The organism is Pseudomonas sp. YuFO8, from assembly GCF_035065025.1.
GTDB lineage: Bacteria > Pseudomonadota > Gammaproteobacteria > Pseudomonadales > Pseudomonadaceae > Aquipseudomonas > Aquipseudomonas putida_AE.
On the sequence record NZ_JAXDEQ010000042.1, the window covers coordinates 37,950 to 54,914 of the forward strand.

Here is a 16,965-nt window from a genome sequence, read left to right on the forward strand (position 1 = left end):
TCCGCTTTCCGGCGGGGGCGCCGACTGCGTAAGTGTCTAGAATGGGCTTTAGCGCTTAGATGTCAGCGAGAAACGAAGAAGTCACAAAAAGTTCGATTGAATTTGCAAATGAGGATGATAGCGGGCATAGTCTCGGCTTCTTGACATCAATCAGCCACGGTCGTGCCCATGCTAAATCGCTTTGCACCCCTCGTGCCTCTCGCACTCGTTACCCTGTTGTTCGGTTGCGCTGCCCACACGCCAGTGTCCCAGCAAGCACAACAACAGCAGGTTCAAAATTCCGTTACCGCCCAGTCTTCCGCGCTTTATCAGCAAGCGCTTGAACAGGAAGAAGCGGCCACCGAAAAAGAACTGGCCAGCTTCGGCAATGGCAAGTCTTACCAGCTTCCGGTTCTGGCCGACAGCATCCTCGAACGCGGCATGTCCCTGATCGGTACCCGTTACCGTTTCGGCGGTACCTCTGAAGCCGGCTTCGATTGCAGCGGGTTCATCGGTTATCTGTTCCGTGAAGAAGCGGGCATGAACCTGCCACGCTCCACTCGGGAAATGATCAACGTGGATGCACCACTGGTCTCGCGCAGCAAGCTCGAGCCGGGCGACCTGCTGTTCTTCGCCACTAACGGTCGTCGCGGTCGTGTGAGTCACGCCGGGATCTACCTGGGCGACAACCAGTTCATCCACTCCAGCAGCCGCCGTAGCGGTGGTGTGCGCATCGATAGCCTGGGCGACAGCTACTGGAGCAAGACCTTCATCGAAGCCAAGCGGGCTCTCGCGATGGCACCCGCGGCGACTCCAATCGTCACCGCTCGCAAGTAAACATACTTTTCGTAGGGCGAACTTAAAGTCTTACTTGAAGTTTGCCATATAAGCGCTAAAATTCTGATCCATGAATGATGGCAAACCGCCTGCGTGATCCGCAGGCGGTTTTCTTTTCTGCACTCGCGCAGAAAAAAGCCGCAGCCTGATCAGGATGCTCTGCTATGACGAAGTCGGCCCGCCTCGCAATCATGCTGTTCGCAGCGCTGCTCAGCGCTTGCGCCAGCCGTACACCGCCCCCTGCGCCGGTGGTTCGTGCACCCATCGTATTCGGTCCCTCCCAGGCCTTTTCTCCGGAAGCGGAAGACGTGCTGTTTCGCGCGTTGGGGCTGGTCGGCACGCCTTATCGCTGGGGCGGTAACACACCGGACTCCGGGTTCGATTGCAGTGGGCTGATTGGCTACGTCTACCGTGATGTTGCCGGTATTTCCCTGCCACGCACCACCCGCGAAATGATTTCCATGCAAGCGGCCAGTGTCGGCAAGGAGGGCCTGCAAACCGGTGACCTGATCTTCTTCGCCACCAATGGCGGTTCCCAGGTCAGCCATGCTGGCATCTATGTCGGTGAAGGGCGCTTCGTCCATGCGCCGGCCACCGGTGGCACGGTCAAGCTCGACAGCTTGTCCAAGGCGTATTGGCAGAGAGCCTACCTGAGTGCCAAGCGCGTTCTGCAACCGGAGCATTTGGCGCGCAATCCGTAACCGCCAGAGAGTGTTGTAATGACTGCCCGCACGCTCAATCTCGACGATTCGCTCTATCAATACCTGCTCGACGTTTCCCTGCGCGAAACGCCGCTGCTCAAGCGCCTGCGCGACGAAACCCAGGCGCTGCCCATGGCGCGCTGGCAGGTGGCGCCGGAACAGGGGCAGTTTCTCGCCTTGCTGGTCAAACTCATCGGTGCACGGCGTGTGCTGGAAGTGGGCACCTTCACCGGTTACAGCGCCCTGTGCATGGCGGCGGCGTTGCCGGATGACGGTTTGCTGATCTGCTGTGACCTGCCCGGCGACTACAACGCCACCGCGCGCCGCTATTGGCAGGAGGCCGGCGTGGCCGGGCGGATAGATCTGCATTTGGCGCCGGCCCTCGAAACCCTCGGCAGGCTGGACGAGCCAGGCCAGTTCGACCTGGTGTTCATCGATGCCGACAAGGCCAATTACCCGGCCTATCTGGAACAAGCACTACGCCTGTTGCGTACCGGCGGCCTGGCAGTATTCGATAACACCCTGTGGAGTGGCCGGGTGCTTGAGGATAATCCCGAAAGCGAAGATACCCGCGCCATCCAGGCGCTCAATCGTGCCTTGAAGGATGATGCGCGAGTGGATCTATCGCTGTTGCCGTTGGGGGATGGGCTGACGCTCTGCCGTAAACGCTGATCTCCAGGCACACAGCAATGGCGGCCTCAAAGCCGACCCATCTCCCACGGCCGTACCCGATCTACTGTGGGAGCCAGCCTGCTGTCGATGGCGCGGCCTGACAGCCGACCCATCTCCCACGGCTGTACACGATCCACTGTAGGAGCTGGCTTGCCAGCGATGACGGCCTGACAACCGCACCATCTCCCCACGGCCGTACCCGATCTACTGTGGGAGCCAGCCTGCTGGCGATGGCGGCCTGACAGCCGACCCATCTCCTACGGCTGTACACGATCCACTGTAGGAGCTGGCTTGCCAGCGATGACGGCCTGATAGCCGACCAATCTCTCCCGGCTGTACCCGATCAACTGTGGGAGCTGGCTTGCCAGCGATGGCGGCCTGACAGCCGACCTGGATTTTCTTGACCGAGTACATATCCATTCCTTCGGTAACGGCCGCTTATGGTTTCGCCCTTACGGCGAGTCACTTGGAAAAGCCTGTAGGAGCAAGCTTGCTCGCGATGGAGGTCAACGATAACGCGGGAAGTCTGACACCCCGCGGCTAACCCGGCATCCATGCCGGTTTACCCACTGCGCAGAACCTCCACTCGGCCTCACGATGGGGCAAGAAGATCAAGATCAAGATCAAGATCAAAATCAAAAGCCAGAACCAAAGCCAAAGCCAGAGCCAAATCCAAAGCAAGGCGGCCGACCGACAGGCCTGTTTCATGTGCAGGTTATTGCACCGCCGACACCCGCCACACCTTGTTCCCCACATCATCGGCCACGAGCAAACCCCCTTGCTGATCAACCACCACACCCACCGGCCGGCCCATGGCTTTTTCCTCGTCATTGAGAAAACCGCTGAGCACATCCACCGGTTGACCGCTCGGTTTGCCGCCGCTGAAGGGCACGAATATCACTTTGTAGCCACTATGCGGCTTCCGGTTCCATGAGCCGTGCTGGCCGATGAAAGCGCCTTCCTTGAACTGCGCCGGCAGCTTGTTGCCCTCGGCAAAGGTCAGGCCCAGTGAGGCGGTGTGCGGGCCGACCGCGTAGTCCGGGGCAATCGCCTTGGCCACCAGGTCGGGATTTTGCGGGTCGACGCGGACGTCGACGTGCTGGCCGTAATAGCTGAATGGCCAGCCATAGAAGGCGCCATCTTTCACCGAAGTGATGTAGTCCGGCACCAGGTCGCTACCGATTTCGTCACGCTCGTTGACGGCGGTCCACAGCGCGCCGCTTTGTGGCTCCCAGGCCATGCCGTTGGGGTTGCGTAGGCCTGAAGCGAAGATCCGGTGGTTGCCGGTGGCACGATCCACTTCCCAGATCGCCGCGCGCCCTTGCTCCTGGTCCATGCCGTTTTCGCCGACGTTGCTGTTGGAGCCCACCGTGACGTAGAGCTTGCTGCCGTCCTTGCTGGCGATGACGTTCTTGGTCCAGTGGTGATTAAGGGTGCCCCCCGGCAGGTCGACGACTTTGATCGGTTGCGACTTGATGGCCGTGTCGCCATCGACATAGCGAAAGCGCAGCAGCCGGTCGGTGTCGGCAACGTACAGGTCATTGCCGACCAGGGTCATGCCAAAGGGCGAGTTGAGGTTTTCCAGGAACACCGTGCGGGTTTCGGCGATGCCATCGTGGTTGCTGTCGCGCAGCAGCGTGATGCGGTTTGGGCTCGGAACGGCGGCACCGGCACGTCCCATGACTTTCTTGGTGATCCAGCCCTTGATGCCTTTGTTGTCATCGGGTTTGGGCGGGGCGTTGGTTTCGGCGACCAGTACGTCGCCATTGGGCAGCACGTAAAGCCAGCGCGGATGATCGAGGCCCTCGGCAAAGGCGCCGACCTGGGTGCCGCTGGCCGCGACGGGTTTGGCGCCGTCCGCCCAGCCGATGGCCGGGGCGATGTTCATCGTCGGGAACAGGGTCTTGTTGGGTTCCGGGAGCTTGGGGGACGGCCCGGTGCCGTCAGTGACTTGCAAGCGGGCGGTTTCGCCACAGGCGGCGAGCCCTCCCGCTAATGCGATAATGAAAACCAGCTGAGACGTGCGCATTGCTGACCTTCCCTATGAATGAAGTGACTTAAACCATAGAGAAGCGCGGCAGCCCGATGGTTCAACGTTAGCCGCGAGCTTCCTTGAGCAGCACGGCGATGCCGGGGTGATAGTGGCCGGCTTCGTTGCGCAATTTGCGATAGGCATAGGGGAAATACCAGGCCACGGCGCAGCTGTGCTCCTTTTGCAGGTCATCAACCATGTCCTGCAGTTCTTCGGGGGTGGCGCCTTGCTGGTTCTTGTGCGGCGCGACGAACAGGCAGCCGATTTTCAGGTCGCTGGCGTAGCTGATTTTTTTTGCGTCGCTGGTGATGTCCAGCAGGGCCTGGGTCAGGTTCAGGCTGTTGACCCGTGGCCAGCGTTGCGTGATCTGCAGCCAGGCGCGTGCTTCGGGCGTGGCGATAAACAGATCGGCGCGGCCGTTGCGTTCGCCTTCTTCGGTCTGTTTGCGGGTAGGTGATTGTTGCAGGGTGATCATTTCGGCCATCCAGGCCGCAGCGGACAGCAGGCCGAGGTTGGCTTTTTCGTCGAGCCAGTAGGGCGTCTCGGTGTCGCCGCGCACGGCGTTGTAGCGGTCGATACAGTCGAACCAGCGTTCCAGGACCGGACGCAGGAATTCCAGCTTCGGATTGCTGATGATGATGCCTTGCATGGGGTTCACCCTTGTTATTGTGTTGAGGCTTGTGGCTATTTGATATCACTGCTGTGAGTGTGGCACAAGATTGACGTCACATTATTGATGGGTGGCAGTTATTCGCCGCGGTACCGCGTCTTCAATTGACGCTCCACCCCCAACCCTCTAACCTTCGCCGCTTGTTTCAGGTGCTCTGTGGCTTTGGGTCGACAGAGTGAAACAGGGAAGCCGGTGAGTTGAGCGCTTCATTCGATGAAGCCCCGCGATCCCGGCGCTGCCCCCGCAACGGTAAATGAGTGAAAACTGCGTCAGAAGCCACTGCGTCGATCCATGATGCGGGAAGGCGCGCAGTCCGGCATTACGCCGCTCATGAGCCCGGAGACCGGCCTGATCCATCCAAGCGGCATCACGGTGGGCGATGCCAGGCTTCTTGCCGTCTATTCTTGTGCCTGCCCGCCGTTAATCCTGCTTCAACGGAGAGCTCCCCCATGTCTGATACCCCTGATCGTGACGAACGTCATCTGGCGCGCATGCTGCGCAAAAAGGCCGTGATCGACGAACGCATCGCCAATTCCCCGAACGAATGTGGCCTGCTGCTGGTGCTGACCGGCAACGGCAAAGGCAAGAGCAGCTCGGCCTTCGGCATGCTTGCGCGTGCCATGGGGCATGGCATGCAGTGCGGTGTGGTGCAGTTCATCAAGGGGCGCAACAGCACCGGCGAAGAACTGTTCTTCCGGCGCTTCCCCGAGCAGGTGCGTTTTCATGTGATGGGCGAAGGTTTCACCTGGGAGACCCAGGATCGCCAGCGCGACATCGCGGCGGCCGAAGCGGCCTGGGCGGTGTCGCAGCAACTGCTGCGCGACCCATCGATTGGCCTGGTGGTGCTGGACGAACTGAACATCGCCCTCAAGCACGGCTACCTCGATCTCGATCAGGTGCTTAGCGACCTGCAAGCGCGCCCGCCAATGCAGCACGTGGTGGTCACCGGTCGCGGCGCCAAGCCGGAGATGGTCGAACTGGCCGACACGGTCACTGAAATGGGCATGATCAAGCACGCCTTCCAGGCCGGTATCAAAGCGCAAAAAGGCGTCGAGCTGTGAATCAACCTCGTCATTGCCCGGCGGTACTGATTGCCGCGCCGGCCTCCGGCCAGGGCAAGACCACCGTGACCGCCGCGCTGGCCCGGTTGCATCGCAACCAGGGACGCAAGGTGCGGGTATTCAAGTGTGGCCCGGATTTTCTCGACCCGATGATCCTCGAACGCGCCAGCGGTGCGCCGGTGTATCAACTGGACATGTGGATGGTCGGCGAGCAGGAAAGCCGTCGCCTGTTGTGGGAGGCCGCCGCTGAGGCTGACCTGATCCTGATCGAAGGCGTCATGGGGCTGTTCGACGGTACACCGTCGAGCGCCGATCTGGCGCGGCATTTCGGCGTGCCGGTGCTCGCTGTGATCGACGGTACCGCCATGGCCCAGACCTTTGGCGCACTGGCCCTGGGCCTGGCGCGCTATCAGCCGGACTTGCCGTTTGCCGGCGTGCTGGCCAACCGCGTGGGCACCCTGCGCCATGCGCAACTACTCGAAGGCAGCCTGACCGAAGGCCTGCGCTGGTACGGCGCCTTGTCTCGGGAGACCGGCATTGAATTGCCGAGCCGCCACCTGGGCCTGGTGCAAGCCAGCGAGTTGAACGACCTGGACGTGCGCCTGGATGCAGCGGCAGACGCCCTGGCCAGCAGTTGCGAAGTCGCGCTGCCACCGGCGGTGACCTTCGCCGCGCCGGATGTAATCGCGGCCGAACCGCTTCTGGCTGGCGTGCGCATCGCCGTGGCCCGTGATGAGGCGTTTGCCTTCACCTATGGCGCCAGCCTGGATCTGTTGCGGGCGATGGGTGCCGAGTTGCGGTTTTTCTCGCCGATCCGTGACGCTGGTTTGCCAGAGGCGGACAGCTTGTATCTGCCGGGCGGTTATCCGGAATTGCACCATGTGGCGCTGTCGCAGAACACCTCGATGTTGGCGGCGATCCGCGCGCATCACGCGGCGGGCAAACCCTTGTTGGCGGAATGTGGCGGGATGCTTTATCTGCTCGACTCGTTGACCGATGTTGAGGGTACTCGGGCAGAGCTGGTCGGCTTGTTGAAGGGCGATGCGGTGATGCAGAAGCGCCTGGCTGCGTTGGCCTTGCAGGCGGTGGAGCTGCCGGAAGGTTCGCTGCGTGGGCATACCTATCATCATTCGTTGACCACGACCGAGCTTGTTCCGATTGCCCGGGGCTTGAGCCCTAACGGCGGGCGCGGGGCAGAGGCGGTTTATCGCGAGGGGCGGATGACGGCCTCTTATGTGCATTTTTATTTTCCGTCCAATCCGAAGGCGGTTGCCGCGTTGTTTGCGCCCGACCTTGAGGCCGCCTTCGCTGGCAAGCCAGCTCCTACAGCGAAGAGGCCATGACCGACAACGCCTTCTCCGAAGCCGAACGCGATGCGGTCTACCGCGCCATTGGCGAACGCCGCGACATGCGCCACTTCGCCGGCGGCACGGTCGAGCCCGATTTACTGCGGCGCCTGCTCGAAGCCGCGCATCAGGCCCCGAGTGTTGGCCTGATGCAGCCCTGGCGCTTCATCCGCATCAGTGACCGCGCGCTACGCAGCCAGATCCAGGTCCTGGTGGAGCAGGAGCGCGTGCGCACCGCCGAGGCCCTGGGTGAGCGCACCGACGAGTTCATGCAGCTCAAGGTCGAGGGCATCAACGATTGCGCCGAGGTGCTGGTCGCCGCGCTGATGGACGATCGCGAACGGCATATCTTCGGTCGTCGTACCCTGCCGGAAATGGACCTGGCCTCGTTGTCCTGCGCGATCCAGAACCTCTGGCTGGCATCCCGCGCCGAAGGGCTGGGCATGGGCTGGGTCTCGCTGTTCGAGCCGCAAGCCCTGGCGGACCTGCTGGGCCTGCCGCCGGGTGCCAAGCCCTTGGCGATTCTTTGCCTGGGACCGGTCAAGGCCTTTTATCCGGCACCGATGCTGGTACTCGAAGGCTGGGCGCAGGCGCGTCCGCTGAGTGAGCTGTTGTATGAAAACTATTGGGGAGTGAGTCAATGAGTGTGGCGTTGTTGAGTGTCGCCGCGGTGGCGCTGGATGCGCTGCTGGGTGAACCCAAACGCTGGCATCCGCTGGTGGCGTTCGGCCGATTTGCCGAGCGCATCGAGCAACGTTTCAACGGTGGCGGACGCGGCTGGCGCAGCCATGGGGTCACCGCGTGGGTGATCGCCGTGTTGCCGCTGACCCTGTTGGCCACGGCATTTTCCTGGGCGCCCTACGTCGGCTGGATCATCGAGATTCTTGCGCTCTATTGCGCCCTGGGCATGCGCAGCCTCGGCGAGCATGTCACGCCGGTGGCCAAGGCATTGCGTAGCGGTAATCTTGAAGAAGCACGCCAACGCGTGAGTTATCTGGTCAGCCGTAAAACCAGCGATCTGGATGAAACCGACGTCGCCCGTGCCGCCACCGAATCGGTGCTGGAAAACGGCAGTGACGCGGTGTTCGCCGCATTGTTCTGGTTTGCCGTGGCTGGCGCACCGGGCGTGGTGCTCTACCGTTTGAGCAACACCCTGGACGCGATGTGGGGCTATCGCAACGAGCGCTTCGAGAGGTTCGGCTGGGCGGCGGCGAAGATTGACGATGTGCTCAACTACATTCCCGCGCGTCTGGTGGCGTTGACCTACGCGCTGCTGGGCAAGACCCGCCTGGCGTTGAAATGCTGGCGCACCCAGGGGCCGACCTGGGATAGCCCGAATGCCGGCCCGGTGATGGCGGCGGGTGCTGGTGCGTTGGGCGTCGAGTTGGGCGGGCCGGCGATTTATCACGGTGAACTGCATCAGCGCCCGAAGCTGGGCGAGGGCGTGCCGGCGGATGCCGACGCCATCGACCGCGGCTGGCAACTGGTCCAGCGTGGGGTATGGTTGTGGCTGCTGATTTTGTGCGTGGGGGCTGAATTTTATGCTTGAGCACGGCGGACGACTGCGCAAGGCGGCGCACGATTACGGCATTGACGAAGCCGATTGGCTCGACCTGTCCAGCGGCCTGGCGCCCTGGCCGTTTCCCGTGCCCGACATCCCGCTGCGCGCCTGGGCGCGGTTGCCGGAAACCGATGACGGCCTGGAGCAGGCGGCCTGTGACTACTACGGCACCCTGCAGGCACTGCCGGTCGCCGGCTCACAGATGGCCATCCAGTTACTGCCGCGCTTGCGCCGGGCGGGCAAGGTCGGCGTGCTGTCGCCTTGTTACGCCGAGCATGCCGAGGCGTGGCGGCGCAATGGCTACATCGTGCGCGAGGTGCTGGAGCAGGAAGTCGACTTCTTTGTCGACAGCCTCGACGTGCTGGTGGTGGTCAACCCGAACAACCCGACCGGGCTGAACCTGACGCCCGCGCGTCTGCTCGACTGGCATTCGCGCCTGGCCCCGCGCGGTGGCTGGCTGGTGGTGGACGAGGCCTTCATGGACAACACGCCGCACCTGAGCGTGGCGCCGTTTGCCCATCAGGTCGGTTTGATCGTGCTGCGCTCCTTTGGCAAGTTTTTCGGCCTGGCCGGGGTACGCCTGGGTTTTGTCCTGGCGGAGCGCCGGTTGCTCAAGCTGCTCGCCGAGCAGGTCGGGCCGTGGGCGGTCAGCGGGCCGACCCGGGTGCTCGGCCAGGCATGCCTGCGCGACACCGAAGGTCACACGCGCCAGCGCTTGCGTACCGATGAGGCCAGCGCGCGGCTGGCCACCTTGTTGACGCAATACGGCCTCGAGCCCCAGGGCGGTTGCGCCCTGTTCCAGTGGCTGAGCACCGAGCGCGCCGAACTGCTTCACGACTTCATGGCCCGGCGCGGCATTCTGCTGCGCCTGTTCACCCACAACAGCAGCCTGCGTTTCGGTCTGCCTGGCGATGAAGCCGACTGGGCACGTCTCGCTTCGGCGCTGGACGCCTACGCCAAGGAACACCCATGACCACGCTGATGGTGCAGGGCACCACCTCCGACGCCGGTAAAAGCACCCTGGTAACGGCGCTGTGCCGCTGGGTGACACGCCAGGGTGTCCGCGTGGTGCCGTTCAAGCCGCAGAACATGGCACTCAACAGCGCGGTGACCGCCGACGGTGGCGAGATCGGCCGCGCCCAAGCGGTGCAGGCCCAGGCCGCCCATCTTGAACCCCACACCGACATGAACCCGGTGCTGCTCAAACCCAACAGCGATACCGGCGCCCAGGTGATCATCCATGGTCGTGCGGTCACGACCATGAACGCCGTGGCCTATCACGACTACAAGGCTATCGCCATGCAAGCGGTGCTGGCCTCCCATGAACGCTTGAGCGCGGCGTATCCCGTGGTGATGGTCGAAGGCGCGGGCTCACCGGCCGAGATCAACCTGCGTGCCGGCGACATCGCCAACATGGGCTTTGCCGAAGCGGTGGATTGCCCGGTGGTGCTGATCGCCGACATCAATCGCGGTGGGGTTTTCGCCCATTTGGTGGGCACCCTGGAACTGCTGTCGCCTAGCGAACAGGCGCGGGTCAAAGGCTTCATCATCAATCGTTTTCGTGGCGACATCGCGCTGCTGCAACCCGGTCTCGACTGGCTCGAGGCGCGCACCGGCAAACCGGTGATCGGCGTGCTGCCCTACGTGATGGATTTGCACCTGGAAGCCGAGGACGGCATCGATCAGCGCCAGGCCGACAAGGCCGGGAAACTGTTGAAAGTGGTGGTGCCGGTGTTGCCGCGCATCAGCAACCACACCGATTTCGATCCGCTGCGCCTGCACCCGCAAGTGGACCTGCAATTCATCGGCCCCGGCCAGGCGATTCCACCGGCCGACCTGATCATTCTTCCTGGCTCGAAAAGCGTGCGCAGCGATCTTGCGTACCTGCGTGCCAATGGTTGGGATGCCGCGATCTTCCGGCATTTGCGCTATGGCGGAAAGGTCCTGGGTATTTGCGGTGGTCTGCAGATGCTGGGGGAGCAGGTGCATGATCCGCTGGGGCTGGAAGGGGCGTCGGGCTCGAGTGCGGGGTTGGGGCTGTTGGCGTTTGAAACACAGTTGGAAGAAGAGAAGCAGCTGCGCAACGTGCGTGGGCGCCTGGCGCTGGAGAATGCTGAGGTCAGCGGTTACGAAATCCATGCTGGCGTCACCACTGGCCCGGCATTGGAAAACGCTGCCGTGCAGCTCGATGACGGTCGCTGCGATGGCGCGCAGAGTGTCGACGGGCAGATTTTCGGCACCTACCTGCATGGCCTGTTCGAGTCACCGGCGGCGTGCAGTGCGCTGTTGCGCTGGGCGGGATTGCAGGATGTGCAGGACGTGGATTACCACGGGTTGCGCGAGCGGGATATCGAGCGGTTGGCGGATCTGGTGGAGAAGCATCTGGATACCGGGCTGTTGCGTGAGCTCTGTGGGATTTGAGTTGGCTTTACCGGCCTCTTCGCGGGCAAGCCCGCTCCTACAGTTTGACCGCGTTCCCTGTAGGAGCGGGCTTGCCCGCGAAGGGGCCCGTCATGACACTGCACAATTTATGGAATAAACAATGCTCCAACTGATCCTCGGCGGCGCCCGCTCCGGCAAGAGTCGCCTGGCTGAAAAACTGGCAACCGACAGCCAACTCCAAGTGACCTACATCGCCACCAGCCAACCCCTGGACGGCGAAATGAACGAGCGTGTCGCCCATCACCGCGCCCGCCGTCCCGCCGAATGGGCGTTGATCGAAGAGCCGCTGGAACTGGCCCGCGTCCTGCGCGAGAACGCCAGCGCCAACCGCTGTCTGCTGGTAGATTGCCTGACGCTGTGGCTGACCAACCTGCTGATGCTCGATGATCTTGAACGCCTGAACGCCGAGCGCGAAGCCTTGCTCGAATGCCTGGCCTCATTGCCGGGTGAAATCATTTTTGTCAGCAACGAGACCGGAATGGGTGTCGTGCCGCTGGGCGAATTGACTCGCCGCTACGTCGATGAAGCCGGTTGGCTGCATCAAGCCCTGGCCGAGCGTTGTCAGCGCGTCATCCTGACCGTCGCCGGCCTGCCCCTGACTTTGAAAGGAACTGCGTTATGAGCTCATCGTGGTGGCTGACCCCGTGCCAACCTATCGACGCCCAGGCGGTCGAGCAGGCGCAAGCCCGTCAACAGCAACTGACCAAACCGGCCGGCTCCCTCGGTCAGCTTGAGTCGGTGGCGGTGCAACTGGCCGGGCTCCAGGGGCAGGTCAAGCCGAGTCTGGAGCGGGTGTGGATCGCGATTTTTGCCGGTGACCATGGTGTGGTGGCCGAGGGGGTGTCGGCCTATCCCCAGGAAGTCACCGGGCAGATGCTGCACAACTTCGTCAGCGGCGGTGCGGCGATCAGCGTGTTGGCGCGGCAGTTGGGCGCCTCCCTGGAAGTGGTCGACCTCGGCACCATCACCCCGTCGTTGAACCTGACGGGTGTGCGTCACCTGAACATCGGTCCGGGCACGGCGAATTTCGCCCAGGGTCCGGCGATGACCGTGGCTCAGGGCGAACGCGCCTTGCAGGCCGGTCGCGACAGCGTGCAGCGTGCCATCGCGATGGGCGCGCAACTGTTCATTAGTGGCGAAATGGGCATCGGCAACACCACGGCGGCCAGCGCCCTGGCCTGTGCCTTTCTGGATTGTCCGGTGGTGCATATGACCGGGCCGGGTACCGGGCTGGATGCGACGGGTGTCAGTCATAAAGCTCAAGTGATCGAGCGCGCGCTGGCCTTGCACGGCGCTCAGCGTGGCGATGCGTTGCAGACCCTGTTCAACCTCGGTGGGTTTGAAATCGCGGCACTGGTCGGCGCCTACCTGGCTAGCGCCCAGCACGGCATCGCGGTATTGGTGGACGGGTTCATCTGCAGCGTCGCGGCGTTGGTGGCGGTGCGTTTGAATCCGTCGTGCCGGCCATGGTTGTTGTTCGGTCATCGCGGAGCCGAGCCGGGCCATCGTCATGTGCTGGAAACCCTCAATGCCCAGCCTTTGCTGGACCTCGGGTTGCGCCTGGGCGAAGGCAGTGGCGCCGCGTTGGCCGTGCCATTGCTGCGCCTGGCCTGTGACCTGCACGGGCAGATGGCGACGTTCGCCGAAGCGGCGGTGGCGGATCGTCCGGCATGATTTTGCATCTGGATCTGTTGCGTCACGGTGAAACCGAACTCGGCGGCGGCTTGCGCGGCAGCCTCGACGACGCGCTGACGGACAAGGGCTGGGCGCAGATGCGCGAAGCGGTGGCGCAGCAGGGGCCCTGGGATCGCCTGGTCAGTTCGCCGTTGCAGCGTTGTGCACGATTCGCCGAAGAACTGGCGGTGCAATCAGGGCTGCCGATCGAGCTGGACAGCAACCTGCAAGAACTGCACTTCGGTGCCTGGGAGGGGCAGAGTGCCGCTGCGTTGATGGAAACCGACGCCCAGGCCCTGGGTTTGTTCTGGGCGGATCCTTATGCCTTTACCCCGCCCGAGGGCGAACCGGTCGCGGACTTTTCCGCGCGGGTGCTGGCGGCGGTGGCGAGTTTGCGTGAGCGGTACGCCGGGGAACGTGTGCTGCTGATCAGTCATGGCGGGGTCATGCGATTATTGCTGGCCCATGCCCGGGGCTTGCCACGCGAGCAACTGCTCAATGTCGAAGTGACACATGGGGCGCTGTTCTCGCTGGCGGTCGAGCCCGGTGGTGTATTGAAGGAAGTGCGCTGACCATGTTGCCGTTCTGGATCGCCCTGCAATTTCTCAGCAGCCTGCCGATTCGCCTGCCGGGCATGCCGACGCCTGAGGAACTGGGGCGCTCGCTGCTGTTTTATCCGCTGGTGGGTTTGCTGTTCGGCGCGATTCTATGGGCGCTGAACTGGCTGTTGCTGGGCACGCCATTGTTGCTTCATGCGGCATTGTTGCTGGCGGTGTGGGTGCTGCTCAGCGGCGCGCTGCACCTGGACGGCCTGGCCGACAGCGCCGATGCCTGGCTGGGCGGATTCGGCGATCGTGAGCGTACATTGACGATCATGAAGGATCCGCGCAGCGGGCCGATCGCAGTGGTCACACTGGTGTTGGTGTTGCTGTTGAAATTTGCCGCACTGGTGGCGCTGATCGAACAGCAGCATGCACTGGCCCTGATCATCGTTCCCTTGATCAGTCGCAGCGCGCTGCTGGGATTATTCCTCACCACGTCCTATGTGCGTCCCGGTGGCTTGGGTCAGGCGCTGGCCGATCATCTTCCGCGCTTGTCGGGCAAGCAGGTGCTGGCGGCAAGTAGCCTGTTGTGTGTGCTGATCGCCGGTCTCAGCGCCGTATGGGCGCTGTTGCTGGCAGCGTTGATTTTCGTCTGGCTGAGGCAGGTGATGCTGCGTCGATTGGGTGGCACGACGGGAGACACGGCGGGGGCGTTGCTGGAATTGCTGGAAGTTGCGATCCTCGCAGGACTTGCACTTATCTAACCACGGGTATATACACGCATCATGCTCGACTCCCAATGTTTATGTATCAACCTGCGTCGCGCCGCCCGTGGCGTCAGCAGGCATTACGACGGCGCTCTCGATGGCTTCGGGATCAACGTTGCCCAGTATTCTTTGCTGTGCAATCTGCAGCGCCTGGATCAACCGAGTATTTCTACGCTCGCCGAGGCCATGGGGCTGGATCGCAGCACCCTGGGGCGCAATCTGCGGGTGCTGGAAGGTGAAGGCCTGGTAACGCTGGTGGAGGGCGAGGACATGCGCAACCGCATCGTCCGGCTGACCGAAGCGGGCGCCCAGCGCCTGGAAGCAGCCTTGCCGGCGTGGGAGGCGGCGCAACAGCGGTTGGTAGATCGCCTGGGCGCCGAAAAGCGCGAAACGTTGCTCAAGTTGCTGGACGAACTGGCATGAAGCCGGTTTGTACGATTATAAGCGGGTATATACCCGCGACAGGAGAACAAGAATGACCTCGATGTGGCGTACGTGCGGTTGGGTGTTGGTGGGCAGTGCGCTGATCCTGGCGTTATCCCTGGGGGTGCGACACGGTTTCGGGCTGTTCCTGGCGCCGATGAGCGCCGAATTCGGCTGGGGGCGTGAAGTCTTCGCCTTCGCCATCGCCCTGCAGAACCTGATCTGGGGCCTGGCGCAACCGTTCACCGGCGCCCTGGCCGACCGTTTTGGCGCAGCGAAAGTGGTGCTGGTCGGCGGTGTCCTGTACGCGGCGGGGCTGGTGTGCATGGGGCTTTCCGACTCGGCGGTGACCTTGTCCCTGAGCGCCGGCCTGCTGATCGGGATCGGTCTGTCGGGCACCTCCTTCTCGGTGATCCTCGGCGTGGTCGGGCGCGCGGTGCCGCCGGAAAAACGCAGCATGGGCATGGGCATCGCCAGCGCCGCCGGTTCGTTCGGCCAGTTCGCCATGCTGCCCGGCACGCTCGGGTTGATCGGCTGGCTCGGCTGGTCCGCGGCCTTGCTGGCGCTGGGGCTGCTGGTGGCGCTGATCGTGCCGCTGGTGGGCATGCTCAAGGACAAACCGCTGCCGGTACTCGGCCACGAGCAAACCCTCTCTGAAGCGCTGCACGAGGCCTGTTCCCATTCGGGATTCTGGCTGCTGGCATTCGGCTTTTTTGTCTGTGGGTTCCAGGTGGTGTTCATTGGCGTGCACCTGCCGGCGTACCTGGTGGATCAACATCTGCCGGCGACCGTGGGCACCACGGTGCTGGCGCTGATCGGCCTGTTCAACATCTTCGGCACCTATACCGCCGGCTGGCTCGGCGGGCGCATGTCCAAGCCGCGTTTGCTTACCGCCCTGTACCTGTTGCGAGCGGTGGTGATCGCGCTGTTTCTGTGGGCGCCGGTGACGACCACCAGCGCGTACTTGTTCGGGATGGGCATGGGATTGCTGTGGTTGTCGACCGTGCCTTTGACCAACGGCACCGTGGCCACCTTGTTCGGCGTACGAAACCTGTCCATGCTCGGTGGGATCGTTTTCCTGTTTCACCAGCTCGGGTCATTTCTCGGTGGCTGGCTGGGCGGGGTGGTGTATGACCGGACCGGGAGCTACGACTTGATCTGGCAGGTGGCGATTCTCTTGAGCCTGATGGCCGCGGCCCTGAACTGGCCTGTGCGTGAGCGGCCGGTGGCGCGCCTGCAAAGCCAGATGAGTGCGACATGAACAGCCTCTGGCCGCGGATCGTGCTCGTCGCTGTCTGCGCCTTGCTGCTGGCGTTGGCGTGGTGGGGCTGGCACCAGGGAGGCCTGGCGCTGATGCAGTTGGGCGGGGCATGCTAGAAGGCGGCTTGCTAGAGACTTGCTAGAAGGAAGTGAGGGCGAGTAACGTCAACCTCACAAGAATCCTCAAGGAAGTACCGATATGCTGATGCGCTGGCTGGCGGTTCCCGCGTTACTGGTAGCATTTACCGGATTGGCTCAGGCGGACGAGTGCCCGGCGCTGCTGCAAGGCTCGTTGCCCAAGTTGCGCGCCAACGAATCCATCGATTTGTGCCAGCGCTTCGCCGGCAAGCCGCTGGTGGTGGTCAATACCGCCAGCTTCTGTGGTTTTGCCCCGCAGTTCAAAAGCCTTGAGGCGCTCAATCAGCGTTACAAGGCGCAGGGGCTGGAGGTGATTGGTGTGCCGTCCAATGACTTCAAGCAGGAGTCCAAGGACGGCGCCGAGACGGCCAAGGTCTGCTACGTGAACTACGGCGTGACCTTCACCATGACCGAACCGCAGAAAGTCCGTGGCGACGATGCAACCAACCTGTTCAAGGTGCTCGCCAGACAGAGCAGTGCGCCGAAGTGGAATTTCTACAAGTACGTGGTCGATCGCCAGGGCAAGGTGATCGCCAGCTTCTCCAGCCTGACCAAGCCCGATGATCCTGAATTCATTGAAGCGGTGGAGAAGGCACTGGCTTCGCCGCCTCTGGCTGCCACGCCCTGATCGACACCCATTACCGAACCTGACGCAACCCTGTAGGAGCTGCCGCAGGCTGCGATCTTTTGACTTTGATTTTTACAAACAAGATCAAAAGATCGCAGCCTGCGGCAGCTCCTATGTATGGACTCGCCCCCACTGTCTACCCGCTTTTAAAAAACCGTCGCCCCGTTGCATCTATGTATAAGGCCTATTCGTGGAAGCCGTCTTCGGCTTCTGGCCAAAATTGGAAAAGCTC

The 16,965-nt window shown here is 62.7% G+C and carries 18 protein-coding genes and 1 riboswitch; of the genes, 16 read left to right on the forward strand and 2 right to left on the reverse strand.

Annotated features, from left to right (window positions below):
• The first annotated feature begins 168 nt into the window (after positions 1–168).
• The 3 genes from SOP95_RS26370 to SOP95_RS26380 all read left to right on the forward strand — a co-directional run bounded on the left by SOP95_RS26370 (position 169) and on the right by SOP95_RS26380 (position 2,189).
• Positions 169–816, forward strand: a complete 648-nt coding sequence (locus SOP95_RS26370) for a C40 family peptidase (RefSeq protein WP_323608830.1) — start codon at positions 169–171, stop codon at positions 814–816.
• A 164-nt stretch (positions 817–980) separates the two neighbouring features.
• Positions 981–1,517 (forward strand): C40 family peptidase, encoded by a 537-nt coding sequence (locus tag SOP95_RS26375; protein ID WP_274074914.1) that lies wholly within the window; start codon positions 981–983, stop codon positions 1,515–1,517.
• Between the two features lie 18 nt (positions 1,518–1,535).
• Entirely contained in the window at positions 1,536–2,189 is a 654-nt protein-coding gene (locus SOP95_RS26380) for an O-methyltransferase (RefSeq protein ID WP_323608831.1), read from the forward strand.
• Positions 2,190–2,904: 715 nt separating this feature from the next.
• On the opposite strand, the gene SOP95_RS26385 is transcribed toward SOP95_RS26380, so the two are convergent.
• Positions 2,905–4,218: a PQQ-dependent sugar dehydrogenase gene (locus SOP95_RS26385; RefSeq protein ID WP_323608833.1), complete on the reverse strand. Its 1,314-nt coding sequence runs from the start codon at positions 4,216–4,218 to the stop codon at positions 2,905–2,907.
• A 67-nt stretch (positions 4,219–4,285) separates the two neighbouring features.
• The gene (locus SOP95_RS26390) at positions 4,286–4,870 is read right to left on the reverse strand and encodes a hypothetical protein (RefSeq protein WP_323608834.1); all 585 of its coding nucleotides are present in this window, start codon (positions 4,868–4,870) and stop codon (positions 4,286–4,288) included.
• A gap of 151 nt (positions 4,871–5,021) precedes the next feature.
• Positions 5,022–5,257: riboswitch (cobalamin riboswitch) on the forward strand.
• Positions 5,258–5,340: 83 nt separating this feature from the next.
• Here SOP95_RS26390 and cobO point away from each other — a divergent pair.
• The 13 genes from cobO (at position 5,341) to SOP95_RS26455 (ending at position 16,733) form a co-directional block, all read left to right on the forward strand.
• On the forward strand, positions 5,341–5,952 hold the full coding sequence (gene cobO / locus SOP95_RS26395; RefSeq protein ID WP_008065287.1) for a cob(I)yrinic acid a,c-diamide adenosyltransferase: 612 nt from the start codon (positions 5,341–5,343) through the stop codon (positions 5,950–5,952).
• Positions 5,949–7,295: a cobyrinate a,c-diamide synthase gene (locus SOP95_RS26400; protein WP_323608836.1), complete on the forward strand. Its 1,347-nt coding sequence runs from the start codon at positions 5,949–5,951 to the stop codon at positions 7,293–7,295. Before cobO ends, SOP95_RS26400 begins: the two co-directional genes overlap by 4 nt.
• Positions 7,292–7,942 (forward strand): 5,6-dimethylbenzimidazole synthase, encoded by a 651-nt coding sequence (gene bluB / locus SOP95_RS26405; protein WP_323608837.1) that lies wholly within the window; start codon positions 7,292–7,294, stop codon positions 7,940–7,942. Before SOP95_RS26400 ends, bluB begins: the two co-directional genes overlap by 4 nt.
• Positions 7,939–8,847 (forward strand): adenosylcobinamide-phosphate synthase CbiB, encoded by a 909-nt coding sequence (cbiB, locus tag SOP95_RS26410; protein WP_323608838.1) that lies wholly within the window; start codon positions 7,939–7,941, stop codon positions 8,845–8,847. Before bluB ends, cbiB begins: the two co-directional genes overlap by 4 nt.
• Positions 8,840–9,832 carry a threonine-phosphate decarboxylase CobD gene (gene cobD, locus SOP95_RS26415; RefSeq protein WP_274074921.1) on the forward strand — a complete coding sequence of 331 codons (993 nt, stop codon included), beginning with the start codon at positions 8,840–8,842 and terminating at the stop codon, positions 9,830–9,832. The genes cbiB and cobD overlap by 8 nt, the downstream gene beginning before the upstream one ends.
• Positions 9,829–11,280: a cobyric acid synthase gene (locus SOP95_RS26420; RefSeq protein ID WP_323608839.1), complete on the forward strand. Its 1,452-nt coding sequence runs from the start codon at positions 9,829–9,831 to the stop codon at positions 11,278–11,280. Before cobD ends, SOP95_RS26420 begins: the two co-directional genes overlap by 4 nt.
• A gap of 121 nt (positions 11,281–11,401) precedes the next feature.
• Entirely contained in the window at positions 11,402–11,923 is a 522-nt protein-coding gene (gene cobU / locus SOP95_RS26425; RefSeq protein ID WP_323608840.1) for a bifunctional adenosylcobinamide kinase/adenosylcobinamide-phosphate guanylyltransferase, read from the forward strand.
• The gene (gene cobT, locus SOP95_RS26430; RefSeq protein ID WP_323608841.1) at positions 11,920–12,975 is read left to right on the forward strand and encodes a nicotinate-nucleotide--dimethylbenzimidazole phosphoribosyltransferase; all 1,056 of its coding nucleotides are present in this window, start codon (positions 11,920–11,922) and stop codon (positions 12,973–12,975) included. Before cobU ends, cobT begins: the two co-directional genes overlap by 4 nt.
• Complete coding sequence (cobC, locus tag SOP95_RS26435; protein WP_323608843.1) at positions 12,972–13,547, forward strand: alpha-ribazole phosphatase family protein; 576 nt, start codon at positions 12,972–12,974, stop codon at positions 13,545–13,547. The genes cobT and cobC overlap by 4 nt, the downstream gene beginning before the upstream one ends.
• A gap of 2 nt (positions 13,548–13,549) precedes the next feature.
• Complete coding sequence (locus tag SOP95_RS26440) at positions 13,550–14,281, forward strand: adenosylcobinamide-GDP ribazoletransferase (RefSeq protein WP_323608844.1); 732 nt, start codon at positions 13,550–13,552, stop codon at positions 14,279–14,281.
• Positions 14,282–14,302: 21 nt separating this feature from the next.
• Entirely contained in the window at positions 14,303–14,707 is a 405-nt protein-coding gene (locus SOP95_RS26445; RefSeq protein WP_274074927.1) for a MarR family winged helix-turn-helix transcriptional regulator, read from the forward strand.
• A 52-nt stretch (positions 14,708–14,759) separates the two neighbouring features.
• Positions 14,760–15,968, forward strand: coding sequence for an MFS transporter (locus SOP95_RS26450; RefSeq protein WP_274074928.1), 1,209 nt, complete (start codon positions 14,760–14,762; stop codon positions 15,966–15,968).
• 198 nt (positions 15,969–16,166) lie between these two features.
• Positions 16,167–16,733 (forward strand): glutathione peroxidase, encoded by a 567-nt coding sequence (locus tag SOP95_RS26455; protein ID WP_274074929.1) that lies wholly within the window; start codon positions 16,167–16,169, stop codon positions 16,731–16,733.
• The last annotated feature ends 232 nt before the right edge of the window (positions 16,734–16,965 follow it).

Coding starts and splice junctions, on each gene's coding strand:
- bluB (WP_323608837.1), top strand. CDS start 7,292: ATGACCGACAACGCCTTCTCCGAAGCCGAACGCGATGCGGTCTACCGC.
- cobD (WP_274074921.1), top strand. CDS start 8,840: ATGCTTGAGCACGGCGGACGACTGCGCAAGGCGGCGCACGATTACGGC.
- SOP95_RS26390 (WP_323608834.1), bottom strand. CDS start 4,870: ATGCAAGGCATCATCATCAGCAATCCGAAGCTGGAATTCCTGCGTCCG.
- cobC (WP_323608843.1), top strand. CDS start 12,972: ATGATTTTGCATCTGGATCTGTTGCGTCACGGTGAAACCGAACTCGGC.
- SOP95_RS26385 (WP_323608833.1), bottom strand. CDS start 4,218: ATGCGCACGTCTCAGCTGGTTTTCATTATCGCATTAGCGGGAGGGCTC.
- SOP95_RS26440 (WP_323608844.1), top strand. CDS start 13,550: ATGTTGCCGTTCTGGATCGCCCTGCAATTTCTCAGCAGCCTGCCGATT.
- cobO (WP_008065287.1), top strand. CDS start 5,341: ATGTCTGATACCCCTGATCGTGACGAACGTCATCTGGCGCGCATGCTG.
- cobT (WP_323608841.1), top strand. CDS start 11,920: ATGAGCTCATCGTGGTGGCTGACCCCGTGCCAACCTATCGACGCCCAG.
- SOP95_RS26380 (WP_323608831.1), top strand. CDS start 1,536: ATGACTGCCCGCACGCTCAATCTCGACGATTCGCTCTATCAATACCTG.
- SOP95_RS26455 (WP_274074929.1), top strand. CDS start 16,167: ATGCTGATGCGCTGGCTGGCGGTTCCCGCGTTACTGGTAGCATTTACC.
- SOP95_RS26450 (WP_274074928.1), top strand. CDS start 14,760: ATGACCTCGATGTGGCGTACGTGCGGTTGGGTGTTGGTGGGCAGTGCG.
- cobU (WP_323608840.1), top strand. CDS start 11,402: ATGCTCCAACTGATCCTCGGCGGCGCCCGCTCCGGCAAGAGTCGCCTG.
- SOP95_RS26370 (WP_323608830.1), top strand. CDS start 169: ATGCTAAATCGCTTTGCACCCCTCGTGCCTCTCGCACTCGTTACCCTG.
- SOP95_RS26375 (WP_274074914.1), top strand. CDS start 981: ATGACGAAGTCGGCCCGCCTCGCAATCATGCTGTTCGCAGCGCTGCTC.
- SOP95_RS26445 (WP_274074927.1), top strand. CDS start 14,303: ATGCTCGACTCCCAATGTTTATGTATCAACCTGCGTCGCGCCGCCCGT.
- cbiB (WP_323608838.1), top strand. CDS start 7,939: ATGAGTGTGGCGTTGTTGAGTGTCGCCGCGGTGGCGCTGGATGCGCTG.
- SOP95_RS26420 (WP_323608839.1), top strand. CDS start 9,829: ATGACCACGCTGATGGTGCAGGGCACCACCTCCGACGCCGGTAAAAGC.